Annotated in this window: 15 protein-coding genes; 5 read left to right on the top strand and 10 right to left on the bottom strand. The window is 67.9% G+C overall.

The features are described from left to right. The 6 genes from RU01_RS19610 to RU01_RS19585 form a co-directional block, all read right to left on the bottom strand. Entirely contained in the window at positions 1 to 804 is an 804-nt protein-coding gene (locus RU01_RS19610; RefSeq protein ID WP_042576242.1) for a DNA-formamidopyrimidine glycosylase family protein, read from the bottom strand. A gap of 1 nt (position 805) precedes the next feature. Continuing rightward, the gene (locus RU01_RS19605; RefSeq protein ID WP_042576241.1) at positions 806 to 1,897 is read right to left on the bottom strand and encodes a spore photoproduct lyase family protein; all 1,092 of its coding nucleotides are present in this window, start codon (positions 1,895 to 1,897) and stop codon (positions 806 to 808) included. A 13-nt stretch (positions 1,898 to 1,910) separates the two neighbouring features. After that, positions 1,911 to 2,957: an adenylate/guanylate cyclase domain-containing protein gene (locus RU01_RS19600; RefSeq protein ID WP_042576240.1), complete on the bottom strand. Its 1,047-nt coding sequence runs from the start codon at positions 2,955 to 2,957 to the stop codon at positions 1,911 to 1,913. Further along, positions 2,954 to 4,408 carry an HAD-IB family hydrolase gene (locus RU01_RS19595; RefSeq protein ID WP_042576239.1) on the bottom strand — a complete coding sequence of 485 codons (1,455 nt, stop codon included), beginning with the start codon at positions 4,406 to 4,408 and terminating at the stop codon, positions 2,954 to 2,956. Before RU01_RS19595 ends, RU01_RS19600 begins: the two co-directional genes overlap by 4 nt. Next, positions 4,405 to 6,651 carry a glycerol-3-phosphate 1-O-acyltransferase gene (locus tag RU01_RS19590; protein ID WP_042576238.1) on the bottom strand — a complete coding sequence of 749 codons (2,247 nt, stop codon included), beginning with the start codon at positions 6,649 to 6,651 and terminating at the stop codon, positions 4,405 to 4,407. Before RU01_RS19590 ends, RU01_RS19595 begins: the two co-directional genes overlap by 4 nt. A gap of 145 nt (positions 6,652 to 6,796) precedes the next feature. Continuing rightward, positions 6,797 to 7,279, bottom strand: coding sequence for a pyridoxamine 5'-phosphate oxidase family protein (locus RU01_RS19585; RefSeq protein ID WP_042576237.1), 483 nt, complete (start codon positions 7,277 to 7,279; stop codon positions 6,797 to 6,799). Between the two features lie 124 nt (positions 7,280 to 7,403). On the opposite strand from RU01_RS19585, the gene RU01_RS19580 reads away from it, so the two are divergent. Both RU01_RS19580 and RU01_RS19575 read left to right on the top strand, forming a co-directional pair. Beyond that, complete coding sequence (locus RU01_RS19580) at positions 7,404 to 8,102, top strand: DUF6319 family protein (RefSeq protein ID WP_042576236.1); 699 nt, start codon at positions 7,404 to 7,406, stop codon at positions 8,100 to 8,102. A gap of 60 nt (positions 8,103 to 8,162) precedes the next feature. Beyond that, positions 8,163 to 8,834 carry a S1 family peptidase gene (locus tag RU01_RS19575; protein ID WP_042576369.1) on the top strand — a complete coding sequence of 224 codons (672 nt, stop codon included), beginning with the start codon at positions 8,163 to 8,165 and terminating at the stop codon, positions 8,832 to 8,834. 64 nt (positions 8,835 to 8,898) lie between these two features. Here RU01_RS19575 and RU01_RS19570 read toward each other — a convergent pair whose 3' ends face one another. Both RU01_RS19570 and ilvD read right to left on the bottom strand, forming a co-directional pair. After that, a complete protein-coding gene (locus RU01_RS19570) occupies positions 8,899 to 9,366 on the bottom strand; it encodes a DUF6764 family protein (protein WP_042576235.1) in 468 nt (155 codons plus the stop codon). Positions 9,367 to 9,504: 138 nt separating this feature from the next. Then, positions 9,505 to 11,238 (bottom strand): dihydroxy-acid dehydratase, encoded by a 1,734-nt coding sequence (gene ilvD / locus RU01_RS19565; protein ID WP_042576234.1) that lies wholly within the window; start codon positions 11,236 to 11,238, stop codon positions 9,505 to 9,507. A 190-nt stretch (positions 11,239 to 11,428) separates the two neighbouring features. Between ilvD and RU01_RS19560 the strand changes: the two genes are divergently transcribed. Beyond that, a complete protein-coding gene (locus tag RU01_RS19560) occupies positions 11,429 to 12,055 on the top strand; it encodes a sigma-70 family RNA polymerase sigma factor (RefSeq protein ID WP_231568782.1) in 627 nt (208 codons plus the stop codon). Here RU01_RS19560 and RU01_RS19555 read toward each other — a convergent pair. Together RU01_RS19555 and lppU are read right to left on the bottom strand one after the other, a co-directional pair. Beyond that, complete coding sequence (locus RU01_RS19555) at positions 12,052 to 13,428, bottom strand: MFS transporter (RefSeq protein ID WP_042576233.1); 1,377 nt, start codon at positions 13,426 to 13,428, stop codon at positions 12,052 to 12,054. The two genes, RU01_RS19560 and RU01_RS19555, sit on opposite strands and share 4 nt — an antisense overlap. Next, positions 13,425 to 14,015 (bottom strand): LppU family putative lipoprotein, encoded by a 591-nt coding sequence (gene lppU / locus RU01_RS19550; protein ID WP_042576232.1) that lies wholly within the window; start codon positions 14,013 to 14,015, stop codon positions 13,425 to 13,427. Before lppU ends, RU01_RS19555 begins: the two co-directional genes overlap by 4 nt. 53 nt (positions 14,016 to 14,068) lie before the next feature. Here lppU and RU01_RS19545 point away from each other — a divergent pair, with 53 nt between their 5' ends. Next, on the top strand, positions 14,069 to 15,121 hold the full coding sequence (locus tag RU01_RS19545) for an ATP-dependent DNA ligase (protein WP_042576231.1): 1,053 nt from the start codon (positions 14,069 to 14,071) through the stop codon (positions 15,119 to 15,121). Positions 15,122 to 15,124: 3 nt separating this feature from the next. Beyond that, positions 15,125 to 16,210, top strand: a complete 1,086-nt coding sequence (locus RU01_RS19540; protein WP_042576230.1) for a DNA polymerase domain-containing protein — start codon at positions 15,125 to 15,127, stop codon at positions 16,208 to 16,210. The last annotated feature ends 5 nt before the right edge of the window (positions 16,211 to 16,215 follow it).

Raw genomic sequence — 16,215 nt, 5'->3', positions numbered from 1 at the left:
TCATTCTCGCTCCGGCCCGGGCTGGCAGTGCGGGCACCACCACGTACGGCGTCGTTCCGGATCCCCGGGCACCTCGGCGACGACGCGGATCGTCGTGCCGCATCGGAGGCAGGGTTTGCCGGCGCGACCGGCGACCCAGTGCTGTCGACCGGGCCGCGTGTCCCCGGTGGTCACCTGCATGGCCCGCGGAGTGGAGACGGAGTGCCGCATCGCTTTCCGGGTCAAGGCCACCAATTTGTCGGCGTCGACCTCGGTCGCCGGGACCCACGGGCCGAGACCGCGGAGAAAGCACAGTTCGTTCGCCCACAGGTTGCCGGGTCCCGCCATCACGCGCTGATCGAGCAGCACCGCGACGACCGGACGCGGATCGCGTCGGACGTTGGCCGCCGCGAGTGCGGCGTCGAAGTCGTCGTGCAGCGGGTCGGGCCCGAGGTAGGCGAGCCCGGCGTCGGCGTCGGCCGTGGTGGAGAAGTCCACGACCGGAAGCAGCAGGCCGTACGCCGTCGGGCCGTCCCTGACGGCGAGCCGGACACGGACGTCGGGATCGAGTCGACGGGGAAGGTGACGGCCGGGTCGGGTGATCGTCCACGACCCGGTCATCTTCAGATGGGTGTGCAGGGTGAGATCGCCGTCGATGTCCGTCAGCAGGTGCTTCCCGTGCGTGCGGTGGCGGAGGACGGTGCGACCGGCGAGATCCTCGGTGGCGTGTGCGGGGACGTTCAGCCGCCCCTCGCGAAGGACCTTGCCGTCGAGTGCCGCGCGCAACCGTGCCGCGAGTGCGAAGACGGTGTCACCCTCGGGCACGTCAGGTCCAGTACAGCAGCTGCGCCGCGGGTAGGACGCGCTCGAGTTCGGCGGTGAACCACGACTTCATCTCCGCCATCGTCGCTTTCGGGTAGACGTACTTGACGCCGCCGAACTTCGAGCGCTTCGCCGACCTCGCGTCCTCGTCCATCTCGAGCTTCGTGGCCGGGTACCAACTCAGCAACACGTCCTTGCTGGACGGCGTGAACCGGTGGGTGATGATCTCGGCCGTCAGGTCGACATCGGGAACGTCCGCCACTGCGGCCGCGATGTCGGCGAGGAGGTCGCCGTACTGCTCCTGCCAGCCGGGGACGGGCATGATCGGCGCGATGGTTACACCGACCGGGTACCCGGCCAGGGCCAGCGCACGCAGAGCGGCGATGCGTGCCGGCATCCTGGCGGTGCCGCCCTCGAAACGGTTGCCGATGTCGCGAGCATTGACCGACAGGCGCACGCGGGTGCGTCCACCGTGATCGAGGCCGACCAGCTCGGTGATGTCGTCGAACTTGGTGGTGAAGCGCAGTGAGGCGCCTGCACCGAATTCTCCGCTGCCGACGCGGGAGATGGCCGCGGCGAGCGAGCCGGTGACGTGCTCGATCCCCAGAGGATCTGTGTAACAGGACATCTCGAAGGTCGTGCCCTCGTGCCCTCGCTCGGCGGTGCCGCTGGTGATGGTGCCGCGGCCGACGTGTGAGGCGATGGGCGCCAGGACGTCGTCGAGGTTGGCGTACACGCGGGTGACGGGCGGGCCGGACAGAGACCCGGCCAGGTAGCAGTACTGGCAGTGCGCGGGACATCCCTTGGCCAGATCGATGCGCCAGTCCGCACTCGGCGGGATGGGCTGCGGCTTCAGCGCGCTGGGCGGCGCCACGACGACGGCGAGCGTCGACTTCGCACGCGCGTAGGTCTCGCGCTCGGACTCGCCTCGCAGGCCGGTGAGTCGGTCGGCCGTCAGGACGTCGATCTCGGTGACGCCTGCTGCCTCGCACCGCCGCACGATTTCGGCCGTGTGCGGAAGATCGGCCGCCGACTTGGTGATCTGGACCCGACGGGGCGTCCACAGGCGAGTGGGGGCGAGGAGTGAGTCGGTCACGAGCTTTACAACGTCAGGACGGCGGCGATGCTTCCCTCTGCTTGTTCCAGCGCAGCGCATAGGTCCGCAGCTTGCTGAACCCGCGCACCCGCAGCGGCCTGAGCGATTTCAGATAGAACTCGTCCTGCCCTGCCAAGGCGTCGGCCGTCTCGCTGTCCACGAGGACCGTGCCGGGGTGCGCATTGCTGGTCAGGCGTGCCGCGATGTTGACCACCGACCCGTACAGATCACCGAAACGGGCCAGCGCCGGGCCCACCGCGATACCCACGCGCAACGCGGGCACGTCGTCGCGGTCGTCGAACGCCTCGTGCAGGTGGAGTGCGATCCGGGCGGCATCCGCGGCCGTCGCCGCCTGGAACATCACCTCGTCGCCGACGTTCTTGACCACGGAGCCGTGACCACGGGCGATGATGCCGGTGGCGACGGATTCGAACTCCTCGAGCAGGGAGGTGAGCGCGTCCACGTCGAGACGTCGGGTGAGGGAGGTGTAGCCGACCATGTCCGCGAAGCCGACCGCCACGACGTTGCGCGTGTCGCCCGACGCGTCCACCGCGAGCGCGCGTCCGGACGCCGCGGCGAGATGGCGCCGCCAGACGTAGTTCTGCAGCTGCTCGATCGACGGCACGGTCTCCGCGGCGATGACTCTGGCCTCGGCGCGGATGGCGTCGCGATCGGATTCGGACGCCGCCTCGGCATCGGCGATACGGGTGGCGATGTAGGAATTGACGACGCCCACCTGCCACTCTGCGAGGCGCGACATCGACTGCCCGAGAGTGCGGGCGACAGCGACTTCCATGGACTTCTCGACCACGTTCGTGTCGACCATGGTGGTGATCAGCTTCAGCGCGTCGACATCGGCGTCGGTGTACATGACGACATCCGGATCGGGATCCGTCGGGAACCCCATGGCGACCCAGAGCTGTTGTGCGCGTTCCAGATCGACGCCGGCCCGTTCGGCCACCTGATCTCGCGAGTACTTCGCCTCCTCGCCGAGGAGCGTCTGCTCGACATCCGCCTGGCGGAACGTGCGGGGGACGTCGTCGTTGTCGTGATCCGTCATCGTCGAACGTCGTCCAGCGTTCGTTCGAAGACGCCGCGGACCTCGGCGATGTGGTCGTCGAGAGTGTCCAGCGACCAGTCCGTGGTCGGGATCGGGGCCCCGACGGTGACGGTGACCGTTCCGGGGTGCGCGGTGAACGACGACTTCCACATGACGTCACCCGCCCCCTGCAGGATGAGCGGCACGACAGGAACTCCGGCCTCCAGAGCGAGGTGGAACCCGCCCTTCTTGAACCGTCCGAGTCGGGCGGTGGGCATGCGCGTGCCTTCCGGGGCGACGGCCACGGAGACGCCGCTGTGCAGCTTGTCGATCGCGGGCTTCATGGCCTCGCGGGCCGCGGCATTGTTGGACCGGTCGACGTACGCGACGTCGAACAGGGCGCCGAGAGGGGCGAACCGCGGGTCGCGGCTGAGTTCCTTCTTCGCGACGGCCGTGATGTCGCGTCGGAGGACCCGTGCGACGACGATCATGTCCATCGACGACTGGTGGTTGAACATGAAAACGGCGGGTCGGTGCGACCACGCGTTCTCCTCGTCGATCACCTCGACCGTGACCCCCGTCAGAGCCAGTGCGACCTCGGGCGCGACGGCGTTGGTGACGTTCGCTCCGACGCGGCGGCTCCCGCTCAGGATGCCCATCGTCGCGCCCAGTCCGGCACTGGCCAGGACCGAGCCCAAGGCGGCGACGCTGCGAACCGTCGAGGTCAGGTCGGCTCCCCGCGTGGGTTTGCGGAGCTGCACACGCGACCATCCGCGATTCTGCGCGATCCGATCGAGCTCCGGGTCCGGGTTCAGCGCAACGGGTCGTCCAACCGTCTCGAGCATCGGGACGTCCTCGACACCGTTCGAGTAGCCGAAGCAGATGTCCGTGTCGACGCCCGCCTCGGTCGCCCAGTCCTCGATGGCCTCCGCCTTGCGCGGACCCCACAAGGATTTGCCGTCGAGAAGTCCGGTGAGCACGCCGTCCTCGGCGATCTCAGGGTGGGTGCAGATCAAGTCGTCGAACGTCAGATCGTCGACCACGGGCTGCGCCTGGTACGGAGTTGCCGACGTCGACATCACCACGCGATGACCGGCCCGGCGGTGGGCGGCGATCAGCGTCCGGACCTGCGGGAAGATCTGCGATGCGATCTCGGACCGGAACAGGCGGTAGGCCTGGTCGAGAAGTTCGTCGTGAGTCTTGCCTGCGAGGGCGCGCACGGCCTTGTCCATCAGATTGTCGACGGTGGTGCCGCGCACGCGCATCTCCACCACCGCGCTGCTGATCTCCCACAGCTCGAACAGATCGACGTCGAATCGGCGCAGCCGCTCCTTGAACACCGCTGTCGCGGAGTAGCCGTCGATCACGGTTCCGTCGAAGTCGAAGAACGCCACGACGTCCGGGCCCTCGGGCGCCGCCGCGACGTCGGCGATCAGGTCGTCGAACGTCCGCGCGGGATGCGTGGTGGTCACCGGGTTCCTCCGTGGGTGTCGACCGAGTCGAGAGAGACGTGCACCATCGTCCGGATGCGTCGGGCTACGTGTCCCCACGCGGCAATTTCGGCGGCGAACGCGGCACGGCGCTCGGCGACTGCGTCACCGGAGGGATCGAGCAGGCCGCGATTTTCGGCGAGTTGCAGTGCGGTGTCGAACAATTCGTTGGAGATGGCCTCGCTGTGCTCGAGCTGCTGACGCAGTCGGCGTGACTGCGCCACGCCCATGCACTCCTTCAGGAACGCCGGTTTGTCCAGTTCGACGCTCGGGGCGAGCGTCATCAACTGGTCGGCGACCACCTGGTACGCCTCGAAGATGGGTTGCAGAACACGGTGCGCGAGGTGGAAAGGCTGTGCTTGCAACGACTTCAGAGCGTATCCCTGGTGATCGAGCCCGGTGCGCCACTCCGGATCGATCATCGTCACCTCGTCCTCGAGGCGCTCGCCGAATTCCTTCTTCTCTCCGAAGAAGAACTCGAACTTGAGCAGGTCCCGCAGTTCGAGCGCGGACTTCCACAGGTCGTCCGCAGCGACGGACCCGGTGGGGCAGTCCTCGGTCCGCAGGACCACCAGCTCACCGATGGCCCGCATGACGAAGAAGTGGATCGCGTTGTTGCGGAAGAAGGATGCGACCAGATGCTTGTCCTGGGCGAGGAGGAACAGCGGCTCCGGACCGTCGTCGAACCGCGTCACCACACCGGCGGCCACCTGCGCACGCACCGCGGCCGTCATGACCTCGATGTCGGTCAGGTCGATACCGCCGGCCGTCGGCAGCCCGCGCTGGTGGACGTACTGCGCGAGCGGCTCGACGATCGACCACATCTCACGCTGATTCAGCGCACGGTCCTCGATACCCAGCATGGCCATCGCGACGAGCGCCGCGGGACTGACGGGCGTGGATTCGTTGATGGCGTGCGACACCGCCAGCGCGGCGCGCTGGACGGCGACGCGCTTGTCGTCGTACTCGTCGAGGAATCCGCGCGCCGACATGGGCTTGCCGAAGCGCAGGTACACGGTGCCGCGGATCTGTCCCTGGGCGCGCACGTATCCGATGGCCATCTTGATGCCCTCGGCCTGCTTCTGCGCGCCGTGCGACTCCTTCGCCATCTCGCCGACCTCGTGCAGCCGGTCGTACGTGATCGACGTGGGCACCAGGTAGGCGTCGGCGGCGGTGCTGTTCTCCAGGGCGTCGAACAGGTAACTCAGCAGGCCGAACCGTGGGGGACGAAGCTTGCCGGTGCGGGATCGGCCACCCTCGATGTACCACTCGAGGTTGAACTTCTTGCTCAGCAGGAAGCTCATGTACTGACGCAGAGTCCACTTGTAGACGGCGTCGGAGAACTTGCGCTGGATCAGCACCACGCCACTGCGCTTCGCCAGGGGGCCGATCGGCCAGAAGCCGACGTTGATGCCGCCCATGACGTGGTTGAGGGGGAACCCCTGCTCGAGAAGGGCGGGCCGCAGCACCAGCGGATCGAGGTACGACCTGTGGTTCGGCAGGAAGACCAGCGGGAAGGACTTGTCCAGTTCCCGCAGTTCGGCGACCCGGTCGGTGTCCACCTCGACGCGGTAGGCGCGCGAGAAGAACGCGCCGAGCTGTCCCCACAATTCGACGGCGCGCTTGTTCTCCGTCGCGACCATCTCGTCGAGAATCTCGTGCACGCGGGAATTGACCGCCGACACCGGCTTGTCAACCGACGCCGCCAGTTCCGCCAGGTCGGCGCGGAACTGCGAACGCTCCGTCATCTCCTCGACGACGAACCGCGGGACCTTGTACTCGCTGCCGATGACCTCGCGCTCGGCCTTGTCCAACGTCAGACTGGCCTGGCGGGAGATGTAGGAACTGAGCGATCGGCCGCCCGAGGCGCGGAAACGCTCCGTCAGATCGGTCAGCAGTGCCGGCTCGCCGACGATGACTCGCGGCTCGCCGCGCTGAGCACCGGCCCACACCCGCAGGCCTCGGCGCGGCTTCTTGGTCCAACTGACTCTCAGCGGCGTCACCAACGGGTCGTAACCGCCGCTACGGTCGGTGAGCTCGTCGAGGGCTTTACCGGTCATGACCACGGATTCGGGTCGACCGTCGTCGTGGTGCCGATCGATCCAGTCGTTCGCGGCGTGGACGTCGACGTCGGAGACGGCATCGATCAGGAAGACCTGGCCGTGACCATCGGACGGCGGTGGATCGTCCGTCGTCGGAAACCCCGTCGAATCGAGTTGAGACATGACTGCTCGCCTTCCCCCGGGAGGAGCCACCGGCGGTGGGCCCGTGCATGTGATGGACCACGAGCGACCGACACGAGAAGTCGGCGCCCGCTGTGCGGTTGGCCGCAACGCTACGCCCGGGGCCGCTCCCGCGGTGGAGAACTCGTCACGACATGTCGACGGTTTCGTTGTCACCCACGTCCGGCTTGTCTCCGGTGATCCGCGACTTGGCGTACGCGATCAGCGTGGAGACCTTCGAGCCCGGCGCGGACCAGAACTCGGCACCCTCGGCCTCGACGCGGAGCAGGACGACCTCGTCCGACTCGGGTCCGTTCTCGAACCAGGCCGCGACGCCCTGGCTCCAGAGGTCCTTCTTCTTGGCGTCGTCACGTACGACACTCGCGCGTCCCGACAGGGACACCCACGAGGTGCCCGACTGGAACGAGACGTTGACCGAGGGGTCGACGCCGATGTCGGCGACCTTGCGCGAGTCGTTCGCCGCGAAGAACCAGAGATCGCCGTCGAACTCGGTCTCCTGCAACGCCATCGGCCGCGACTTCAGGTGTCCGTCGGTGCCCTTGGTGGTGAACATGCAGAGTTTCGCGTCGGACATGAGGTCGGCGACGCGTGCGGTTCCATCAGTAGTCATGCCGACCGGCTACCCGACTCGAGCGCGTCGCAACCGAACGGAGCGGGAAGTGTGTCGGTGGCTCGTGCGAAACTTTGCCCTGGCTCAGCCGAGCACCCGATATTTGCGAGAAGAGGCACCCGAATTGAGCGCTCCCGCCCGGCGCCGCGCCGCCCGCGTCCCCGGTGACGCCTTGACGTCCGAGGATCTCGCGACCATCGAGGCCGGTCTCGCTGCCGGTCGTCGCGTCACCGTCTATTTACGCGAGGCGACACCGTCCCTCGGGTTGGAGGCGGGCGCCTCCGCTCGCGTGCTGTCCGTCGACGGCACCACGGTCACGGTCAGCCCCAAGGGCGTCGACGACCAGTTGCCCTACGAGGCGGACGAATTGCGGATCAGCAAGGATGCGCCGGAACCTCCCCGCAAGGCGGCGAAGGTTCCCGCTCGCAGGCCGGCGCCGAAGGCGGAGCTGCCGGTGACCGTCCCAGCCCCAGCAGCAGCCCCAGCGCCCACGCTCGCTCCCGAGACGTCCGTCAAGCCCCCGGCTCGCCCGGCGCGGCGCACGAAGGCGCAGCCGGCTCCGGTGTCGGTCACCGTCACCTCAGGCCCCGACGATCAGTGGACCGTGACGGTGTCCCACGGTGCGAAGAAGGTGGCCAAGCCCGCCGACGTGTCCGCCGACCGGGTCCTGCGGGCGGTCCGCGAACTCGGCGACGAGGCGGCGTCTACAGCCGTGGAGGAGAAGATCGAGGCCGCTCGCGCAGCCGCGCTCGAACGCGTCGAGGCGCTGAGTCGGGAGCTCGACGAGGCCCGCCGAGCGCTGGACAGATTGAAGAACGAGTAGAAGTCGTACGAACCCCGCGTCACGTATTGCTACGGTGTGCGTGACCTCGGAGGGGAATACATGCTCAAGAAACTCGTGCTCGTCGCTACCACCGCACTGGCGCTCGCCGGTGGACTCGGTGCCGGAACAGCGGCCGCCGCACCCGTCGCAGTACTCGGCGGAGGATCGGGCCTACTGGTCGCGGACAGCGCCGGCAAGGGAAAGTTCGACTGCACCTTGACCACCATCGGTAACGATGCGGCCGGTCGGCTGGTCGGACTCACCGCAGGTCACTGCGGTGTTCCCGGAGATCTGATCGGTGCGGAATACCTTCCCGACGCGGGGGCAGTCGGGCGCATCGTCTCCTCGGTACCCGGCCTGGACTACGCCGTCATCGAGTTCGACCGCGGACGGGTCGCACCGACCAACCGCGTCGGCAACGTGACCATCACCGGCGTCGGCGCTCCGGCGCTGTTCCCCGGCATCATGTGCAAGGAAGGCCGCACGACGGGCAACACGTGCGGCATCACCTACGGTGAGCTCTTCCAGAACGACCGCACCTACACGCAGATCTGCGTGCAGCAGGGTGACTCGGGCGGCCCCGTCGTCGCCGGAACCACGCTGGTGGGCATGGTGAACGCGTACCTCGGCGTGCCGTGCATCGGACCCGAGGTCGGCACCAACATCCAGACCGTCTTCGACGACATCAACCGCGGCGGCGGCGTCGGCACCGGATTCGTTCCCACGCCGTAACTGCCCGCTGCACACGAGAAAGGCCGTGACTCCCTCGCAGGAGTCACGGCCTTCTTCGTGTGGATCAGTTGACGCGCAGGCATGCCTTCAACGTGGTCAGGTCGCCGGCGAAGCCGGGGCCGTCGCAGGTGACGCCGCCGAGGGAGTCGACCGTGACGGTCGAGCCCGGTCCGGCGATCGCGATGGACAGACCCGGGTTCAGGCCGAGGGCGTCGGCGACGCTGCCCGGTCCGAACGCGATGGCGGCGGGTGCGGCGAAGCCGACCGCGCTGCTGCTGGCAGTGCCGCCGTTGAGGCCGAGCGCGAGAGCCAGTGCGTTACGGCTGGCGTCGGCCGACGCGTTCCCGTAGGCGGCAGCGGCGCTGCTCGCATCGCTGGTGGCCTCGCAGAGGCCGTCGGCGGGAACAGCGTCCGCACCGAACGGCGCCTGGCATGCGGTGACCGGTGCTGCCGACGCGGTTGCGGGCAGTAATGCAGCCACACCCAGCGCGATTCCGAACGCTCCGGCGATTGTCTTCTTCACTACTGACATGGTGTGGGTTGCCCTCTCCCGAATACGGTCGACGGCAACGAGTGCTGCCGCGTCTTGTCCTTGAAGAGTGCCCCCGCCCGGTATCACCCAACGTCCGCTGAGATCACGGAGTCATCACACGTTGGTAACGGTGCGGTCTCAGCTGCAGACAGCGCCCTGCGAGGCCGAGCCGACCAGCTTGGAGTACTTGGCCAGCACACCGCGGGTGTAGCGCGGAGGCAGCGGGGCCCAGTCGGCGCGACGCGATTCGAGTTCCGCCTCGTCGACCAGCAAGTCCAGCGTGCCCTTGCCGACGTCCAGACGGATCTTGTCGCCGTCCTTCACCAGCGCGATGGGTCCACCGTCGACGGCTTCGGGCGCGATGTGTCCGACGCAGAGGCCGGTGGTGCCGCCCGAGAACCGGCCGTCCGTCATCAGGAGGACGTCCTTGCCCAGGCCTGCGCCCTTGATGGCGCCGGTGATGGCGAGCATCTCGCGCATGCCCGGTCCACCCTTCGGGCCCTCGTAGCGGATGACGACGACGTCGCCCGCGGTGATGGTGCCGTCCTCGAGTGCGTCCATGGCGGCGCGCTCGCGCTCGAAGATGCGTGCGGTGCCCTCGAAGACGTCCGAGTCGAAGCCTGCGGACTTGACGACGGCGCCGCCGGGAGCCAGCGAACCCTTGAGGATGGTGATGCCGCCGGTGGGGTGGATCGGCTCGCTCATCGCGCGCAGCACCAGGCCGTCGGGATCCGGGGGAGCGATGTCGGCGAGGTTCTCCGCGACGGTCTTGCCGGTGACGGTGAGGCAGTCACCGTGCAGCAGGCCGGCGTCGAGAAGCGCCTTCATGACGACGGGAACGCCGCCGATGCGGTCGACGTCCGTCATGACGTGGCGACCGAAGGGCTTGACGTCCGCGAGGTGCGGGACCTTCGAGCCCACGCGCACGAAGTCGTCGAGCGTCAGTTCGACGTCGGCCTCGTAGGCGATGGCCAACAGGTGCAGGACGGCGTTGGTGGACCCACCGAACGCCATGACGACGGCGATGGCGTTCTCGAACGCTTCCTTGGTCATGATGTCGCGCGCGGTGATGCCGCGGCGCAGCAACTCCACGACGGCCTCGCCGCTGGCACGCGCGAATCCGTCACGACGCTTGTCGGGGGCGGGCGGGGCCGCACTACCGGGAAGCGACATACCCATGGCCTCGGCCGCGCTGGCCATCGTGTTGGCGGTGTACATGCCGCCGCAGGCGCCTTCGCCGGGACAGATGGCGCGCTCGATCGTGTCGACGTCCTCACGCGACATGAGGCCGCGCGAACACGCCCCCACCGCTTCGAACGCGTCGATGATGGTGACCTGGTGCTCGCTGCCGTCGGACAGCGTCGCGAAGCCGGGCAGCGTGGATCCCGCGTAGAGGAAGACGCTGGCCAGGTCGAGGCGCGCGGCCGCCATCAGCATGCCGGGGAGGGACTTGTCGCAACCGGCGAGCAGCACGGAACCGTCGAGGCGTTCCGCGCTGATCACGGTTTCCACGGAGTCGGCGATGACCTCGCGTGAGACGAGGGAGAAGTGCATGCCCTCGTGGCCCATGGAGATGCCGTCGGAGACGGAGATGGTGCCGAACTCGAGCGGGAAGCCGCCCCCGCTGTGCACGCCTTCCTTGACGGCCTTGGCCAGGCGGTCGAGGGAGAGGTTGCACGGCGTGATCTCGTTCCAGGACGAGGCGACACCGATCTGGGATTTGCCCCAGTCCGCATCTCCCATGCCTACTGCGCGCAGCATCCCGCGCGCGGCAGTCTTCTCCAGACCGTCGGTGACGTCGCGGCTACGGGGCTTGACGTCCGCGGCATCGGTGCTGGTGGGGGCAGTGGCATCTGAAGGGGTGCTGCTCATGGCAAAAACCCTAGACCGCACCGGTGACGCCCCTGATCGGGTGGTCCGCAACACCCCCGAGCACCGTTACCTTGCCGTTATCAACCAGTGACCTGATCGCGACACTCGCGATGCGCTACCGACTGGTCGCCCTGGCATCGTCGTGCCTGTCGAAAGCACCACCGGCGTTCGACGGATCGAGGTGAGAACCGTGAATACAACTGTCGCTCAACCTATTACGGAAGATTCCGCGGAGGCATCATCGGCCCGTCCGACGTCGCGATCGACAGCGGAGCTGTCCGCTCTGCTTCAGGCCGTCGGGCGCGGAGACCGTGAGGCATTCGCCCGTTTCTACGACGCGACCTCGTCGCGGGTCTACGGCGCAGTGCTCCGTGTGCTCCGCGACCGTGGGTTCTCCGAGGAGTGCGTCCAGGACGTCTACCTCGAGGTCTGGCAGAAGGCCCCGACCTTCTCCCCGGCCCAGGGATCGCCGGCGGCGTGGCTGGTCACGATGGCTCATCGCCGCGCGATCGACCGTGTCCGCTCCGAGCAGTCGCGCACCGATCGTGAATCGAAGTACGCCATGCTCGACGCGGCGACCGGATCGACGGACACCTCGGACCGCTTCCTGGACCGCCGACCCGTCATCGACGCGATGTCGGAACTGTCGGGTCGTCAGAGGGAATGCCTGTTCATGGCGTTCTTCGAGGGACTGACCTACGCGGAAGCGGCCGACCGGATGGGTGTGCCGGTGTCGACGATGAAGTCGCGCATCCGTAGCGCGCTGGCGAAGATGCGCGTCGATCCGCGGATCGCCTGCCTCGCCGACATCGCCTAGGACCTTCTCGGCGACCGTATCGTGACGGCGGCGATGACGCCCGCGAGAGCGAGCATGCCCGCGCACAGCAGCATCGCGCTGCGGAAACCCGACGAGAACTGGTTCGGGTCGAGCTCGCCCGAGATCCCGACGATGCCCGGGATGGCTGCTACCGCGAGCAGCTGGGACGTCCGCGCCACCGCGTTGTTCACCGCGGACGCCGTGCCCGCGTGCGACGCGGGAGCGGCGCCGATCACCGCGGACGTCAGCGGGGCGACCAGCAGCGAGAGGCCGACGCCGAACACGATCACGGCGGGCAGCACGGACCCGACGTAGGACGATCCCGGAACGATGCGGATCATCAGAACCAGTCCCACGGCAGCGACGGTGGGCCCGATCGTCATCGGCAACCTCGGTCCGATCCGGCCCGCCAGCGCACCGGCTCGGGCGGACAGCAGCAGAAGGGCCGCCGTGATGGGCAGAGTCGCGACGCCCGCCGCCAGCGCGGTGTAGCCCAGAGCGACCTGCAGTTGGAGCAGTAGAAGGAAGAACACGCCGCCGAGCGCCGCGTAGGCCGCGAACGTGACGACGTTCGCCGCGACGAACACCGACGACGAGAACAGCGACGGTGGTACCAGCGGGTGCTGCGTCCGACGTTCGATGATGACGAAGACGGCGACCGCGACGAGCCCCAGGACCACCGGTAGCCACCGACCGTAGATCGCCCCATAGGTGAGGGCGGCCAGGCCACCGGCGATCACGACGGCCCCCGGAAGGTCGAGTCGGCCGCTCGCGTCGGGATCACGGGTCTCGGGAACGTGACGGAGCGTCACGGCGACGACGGCCACGGCGAGGGGGACGTTGATCCAGAAGATCGATCGCCACCCCACGAACTCGACCAACCAGCCGCCCAGCAGAGGGCCGACAGCCGACCCGATTCCTCCTAAGCCGGACCACAAGCCGATGGCGGCACCGCGATCCTTCGAATCGATCGACGCGGACAGGATGGCGAGCGACCCGGGAGTCACCAGCGCCGCGCCGACGCCCTGCACCACGCGGGCCAGCACGAGGAACTCGACGTTCGGCGCGAGCCCGCACGCCACCGACGCGGCCGCGAACCAGACGGTTCCCAGCACGAAGATCCGTCGGCGGCCGAAGCGGTCACCCAGCGACCCTCCCAGCAGCACGAAGGCCGCCAGAGTCAGCGTGTATCCGGTGACCGTCCACTGCAGGCCGCTGACGTCCGCGCCCAGATCGGTTCCGATGTCGGGGAGCGCGATGGTGACGACGGTCCCGTCGAGCAGAGACAGCGTCGATCCCAGCACGGTGGCCAGGACGATCCACCGACCCCGTGCCGACGCCAGTGGGACCGTCGACGCGGACGGCGTCGTCACGCGGGGTCGAAGCAGACGACGAAGTCACGCTCGTCGTAGACGTAGCTCTGGTCCGAGGAGCAGTCGTTCTCGTCGGACGTTCCCTGCAGAATCTCGACGACGCGCACACCCTCGATCATCGACGCGTCGCAGTCGCTGCGTTCGGGATCGGGCGTGCCGAGATCCATGCAGCCACCCACGACGAAGTCGATGTCGAGGCACAGTGCGCCCTGCTCGACACCGTTCAGGGTCTCGTAATAGGTCTGATCGACGTCGGACGGGCAGAAGTCGACCGAGGTCTCCGCGGAGACCACGCGGTAGTTCGACTCGGGCGACCCGCACGGGGCCTCCTCGATGGTGGCGTCGTCGACCGTTCCGCCCAGGCGGACGCAATCGCCTGCCTGCGCGTCGATCGAGACGTCTCCACCGGTTCCCGACGGCGTCGTCGTCGGAGGTAACAACGTGTCGTTCGGGAGTTCCGTCGCGGGAACGGTGTCCTGCTGGGCGACGGCGGTCCCGGTCACGGTCGACGAGCACCCTGCCACCAACACGACCGTTGCCAGGACAGCCAGGATGGCGGCCGCGGACGGTCGCCGAGAAATGGTCATGGACGACACTTTATGCCCGTTGCGGGCGTATCCACGCGTGTAAGGATGACGATGTGGATCTCCCAGTCTCGCCCCCGTTGCAGCCCATGCTCGCCAAGGCCGCGAAGGTCGTCCCCGACCAGCCCGAGTCGGGTGATCCGACGTGGTCCTACGAGCCGAAATGGGACGGTTTCCGCACCATCGTCTTCCGCGACGGCGACGAGGTGGTCCTCGGGTCGCGCGGAGGCAAGGATCTGGCGCGCTACTTCCCCGAGATGGTCGAGGCCGTCAAGGAGGAGCTGCCCGAGAGGTGCGTCGTCGACGGTGAACTGGTGGTCGCACTCGAGACCGACGGGTCATGGCGCCTCGACTGGGATTCACTGTCCGAGCGCATCCACCCGGCCGACAGCCGGGTGCGGATGCTGGCGGAGAAGACGCCGGCCCAGTTCATCGGATTCGACCTCCTCGCACTCGGCGACGACGACCTCACGGCCTTGCCCTTCGCCGAGCGACGTGCGCGGCTCGAGACGATTCTCGACGGATCCCGCACGGCGCCGCGCTGCCACGTCACCCGCGTGACGGACGATGCCGCACTGGCCACCGACTGGTTCGACCGTTTCGAAGGTGCCGGGTTGGACGGCGTCGTCGCCAAGAGGTTGGACGGTGTCTACGTGCCCAACAAGCGCGAGATGATCAAGGTCAAGCACGCGCGTACCGCCGACTGTGTGCTGATCGGGTATCGGATCCACAAGAGCGGCAACGGTATCGGGTCGATGCTGCTCGGCCTGTACAACGGGGACCAGCTCCAGATGATCGGCGGCGCCTCGGCATTCACGGACGCGAAGCGGCTGTCGTACCTGGCGGAACTCGAACCGCTCCGCGTCGGCGACGACGTGGTTGCCGACGGTGAGCAGACCCGCTGGCGGTCGGGAATGGATCGCACGTGGATCCCGGTACGCCCCGAGCGGGTGCTCGAGGTGGCGTACGACCAGATGGAGAAGTCGAGGCTCCGTCACGCCGCGAGGTTCGTCCGGTGGCGCCCGGACCGCGATCCGCTGAGCTGCACGTACGACCAACTCGACGTGCCCGCCGAGTACGACGTCGCCGACATCCTGGACGGTGCCTGAACCATGGCCAAGAGTGCAGCAGCGATGGTGCAGGTGGGTGAGCGCGAGGTTCGCGTGTCCAGCCCCGACCGGATCATCTACGAGGCGACGGCGCGGACGCCCGACATCACCAAACTCCAGGTGTGCGAATACTTCGCGTCCGTCGGCGAGCCGATCGTGCGGGCGCTGGGGGATCGACCGACGGCGATGGAACGGTGGCCCGACGGCTATCGGGACGGTATGCGTCTGGCCACCGGACCGCAGGACAAGGGCGGCGACGGTTTCTACCAGAAGCGCCTTCCGCGTGGGGCTCCCGACTACATCGAGACCGTGGAGATCACGTTCCCCAGCAAGCGGCGCGCGGAGGAACTGTGCCCGTCGGAACCGGCGGCTCTGGTCTGGGCGGCGCAGATGGGAACCCTCACGTTCCATCCGTGGCCGGTGCGCCGACCCGACGTGGACCACCCGGACGAGCTCCGCATCGACATCGACCCGCAGCCGGGCACCACGTTCACCGATGCGCGTCGTGTCGCGCTCCTGACGCGCGATGTGTTGCAGGAGTTGGGGATCCGCAGTTTCGTCAAGACCAGTGGTAACCGCGGCGTCCATGTGTACGTGCGTATCCGACCGGAGTGGGGCTTCGAGGACGTGCGGCACGCGGCCATCGGGCTGGGGCGGGAACTCGAGCGCCGAGACGACTCGGTGACCACCGCATGGTGGAAGGAGCAGCGTGGGGAACGTCTGTTCATCGACTACAACCAGAACAATCGTGACCGCACGATCGCCGGTGCGTGGAGTCTGCGGGCGCGACCGGGTGCACCCGTGTCGACGCCCCTGACGTGGGACCAGTTGGCGGACACCGACGATCCCGCGGTCTACAACATCGTCACCGTCGCGGACCACCTCCGCGACGGCGGCGATCCCTGGGCCGGCATGGACGACGAGGCCTTCTCGCTGGAACCCCTGTTGGACCTGTGGAACACGTTGCCCGGAGGGGAACTCAACTTCCCGCCCGACTACCCGAAGATGCCGGGCGAACCACCGCGCGTCCAACCGTCCAAGAAGGTTGCGGCGCACTGGGACGAGGACGGGAACAAGGCCGAGCAGTAGGTCCG

Origin of the sequence: Rhodococcus sp. MEB064 (genome assembly GCF_000834565.1) — a bacterium.
Lineage (GTDB): Bacteria > Actinomycetota > Actinomycetes > Mycobacteriales > Mycobacteriaceae > Rhodococcoides.
Note: the sequence above shows the minus strand (reverse complement) of the source record. Positions and strands in the feature narration are given on the sequence as shown.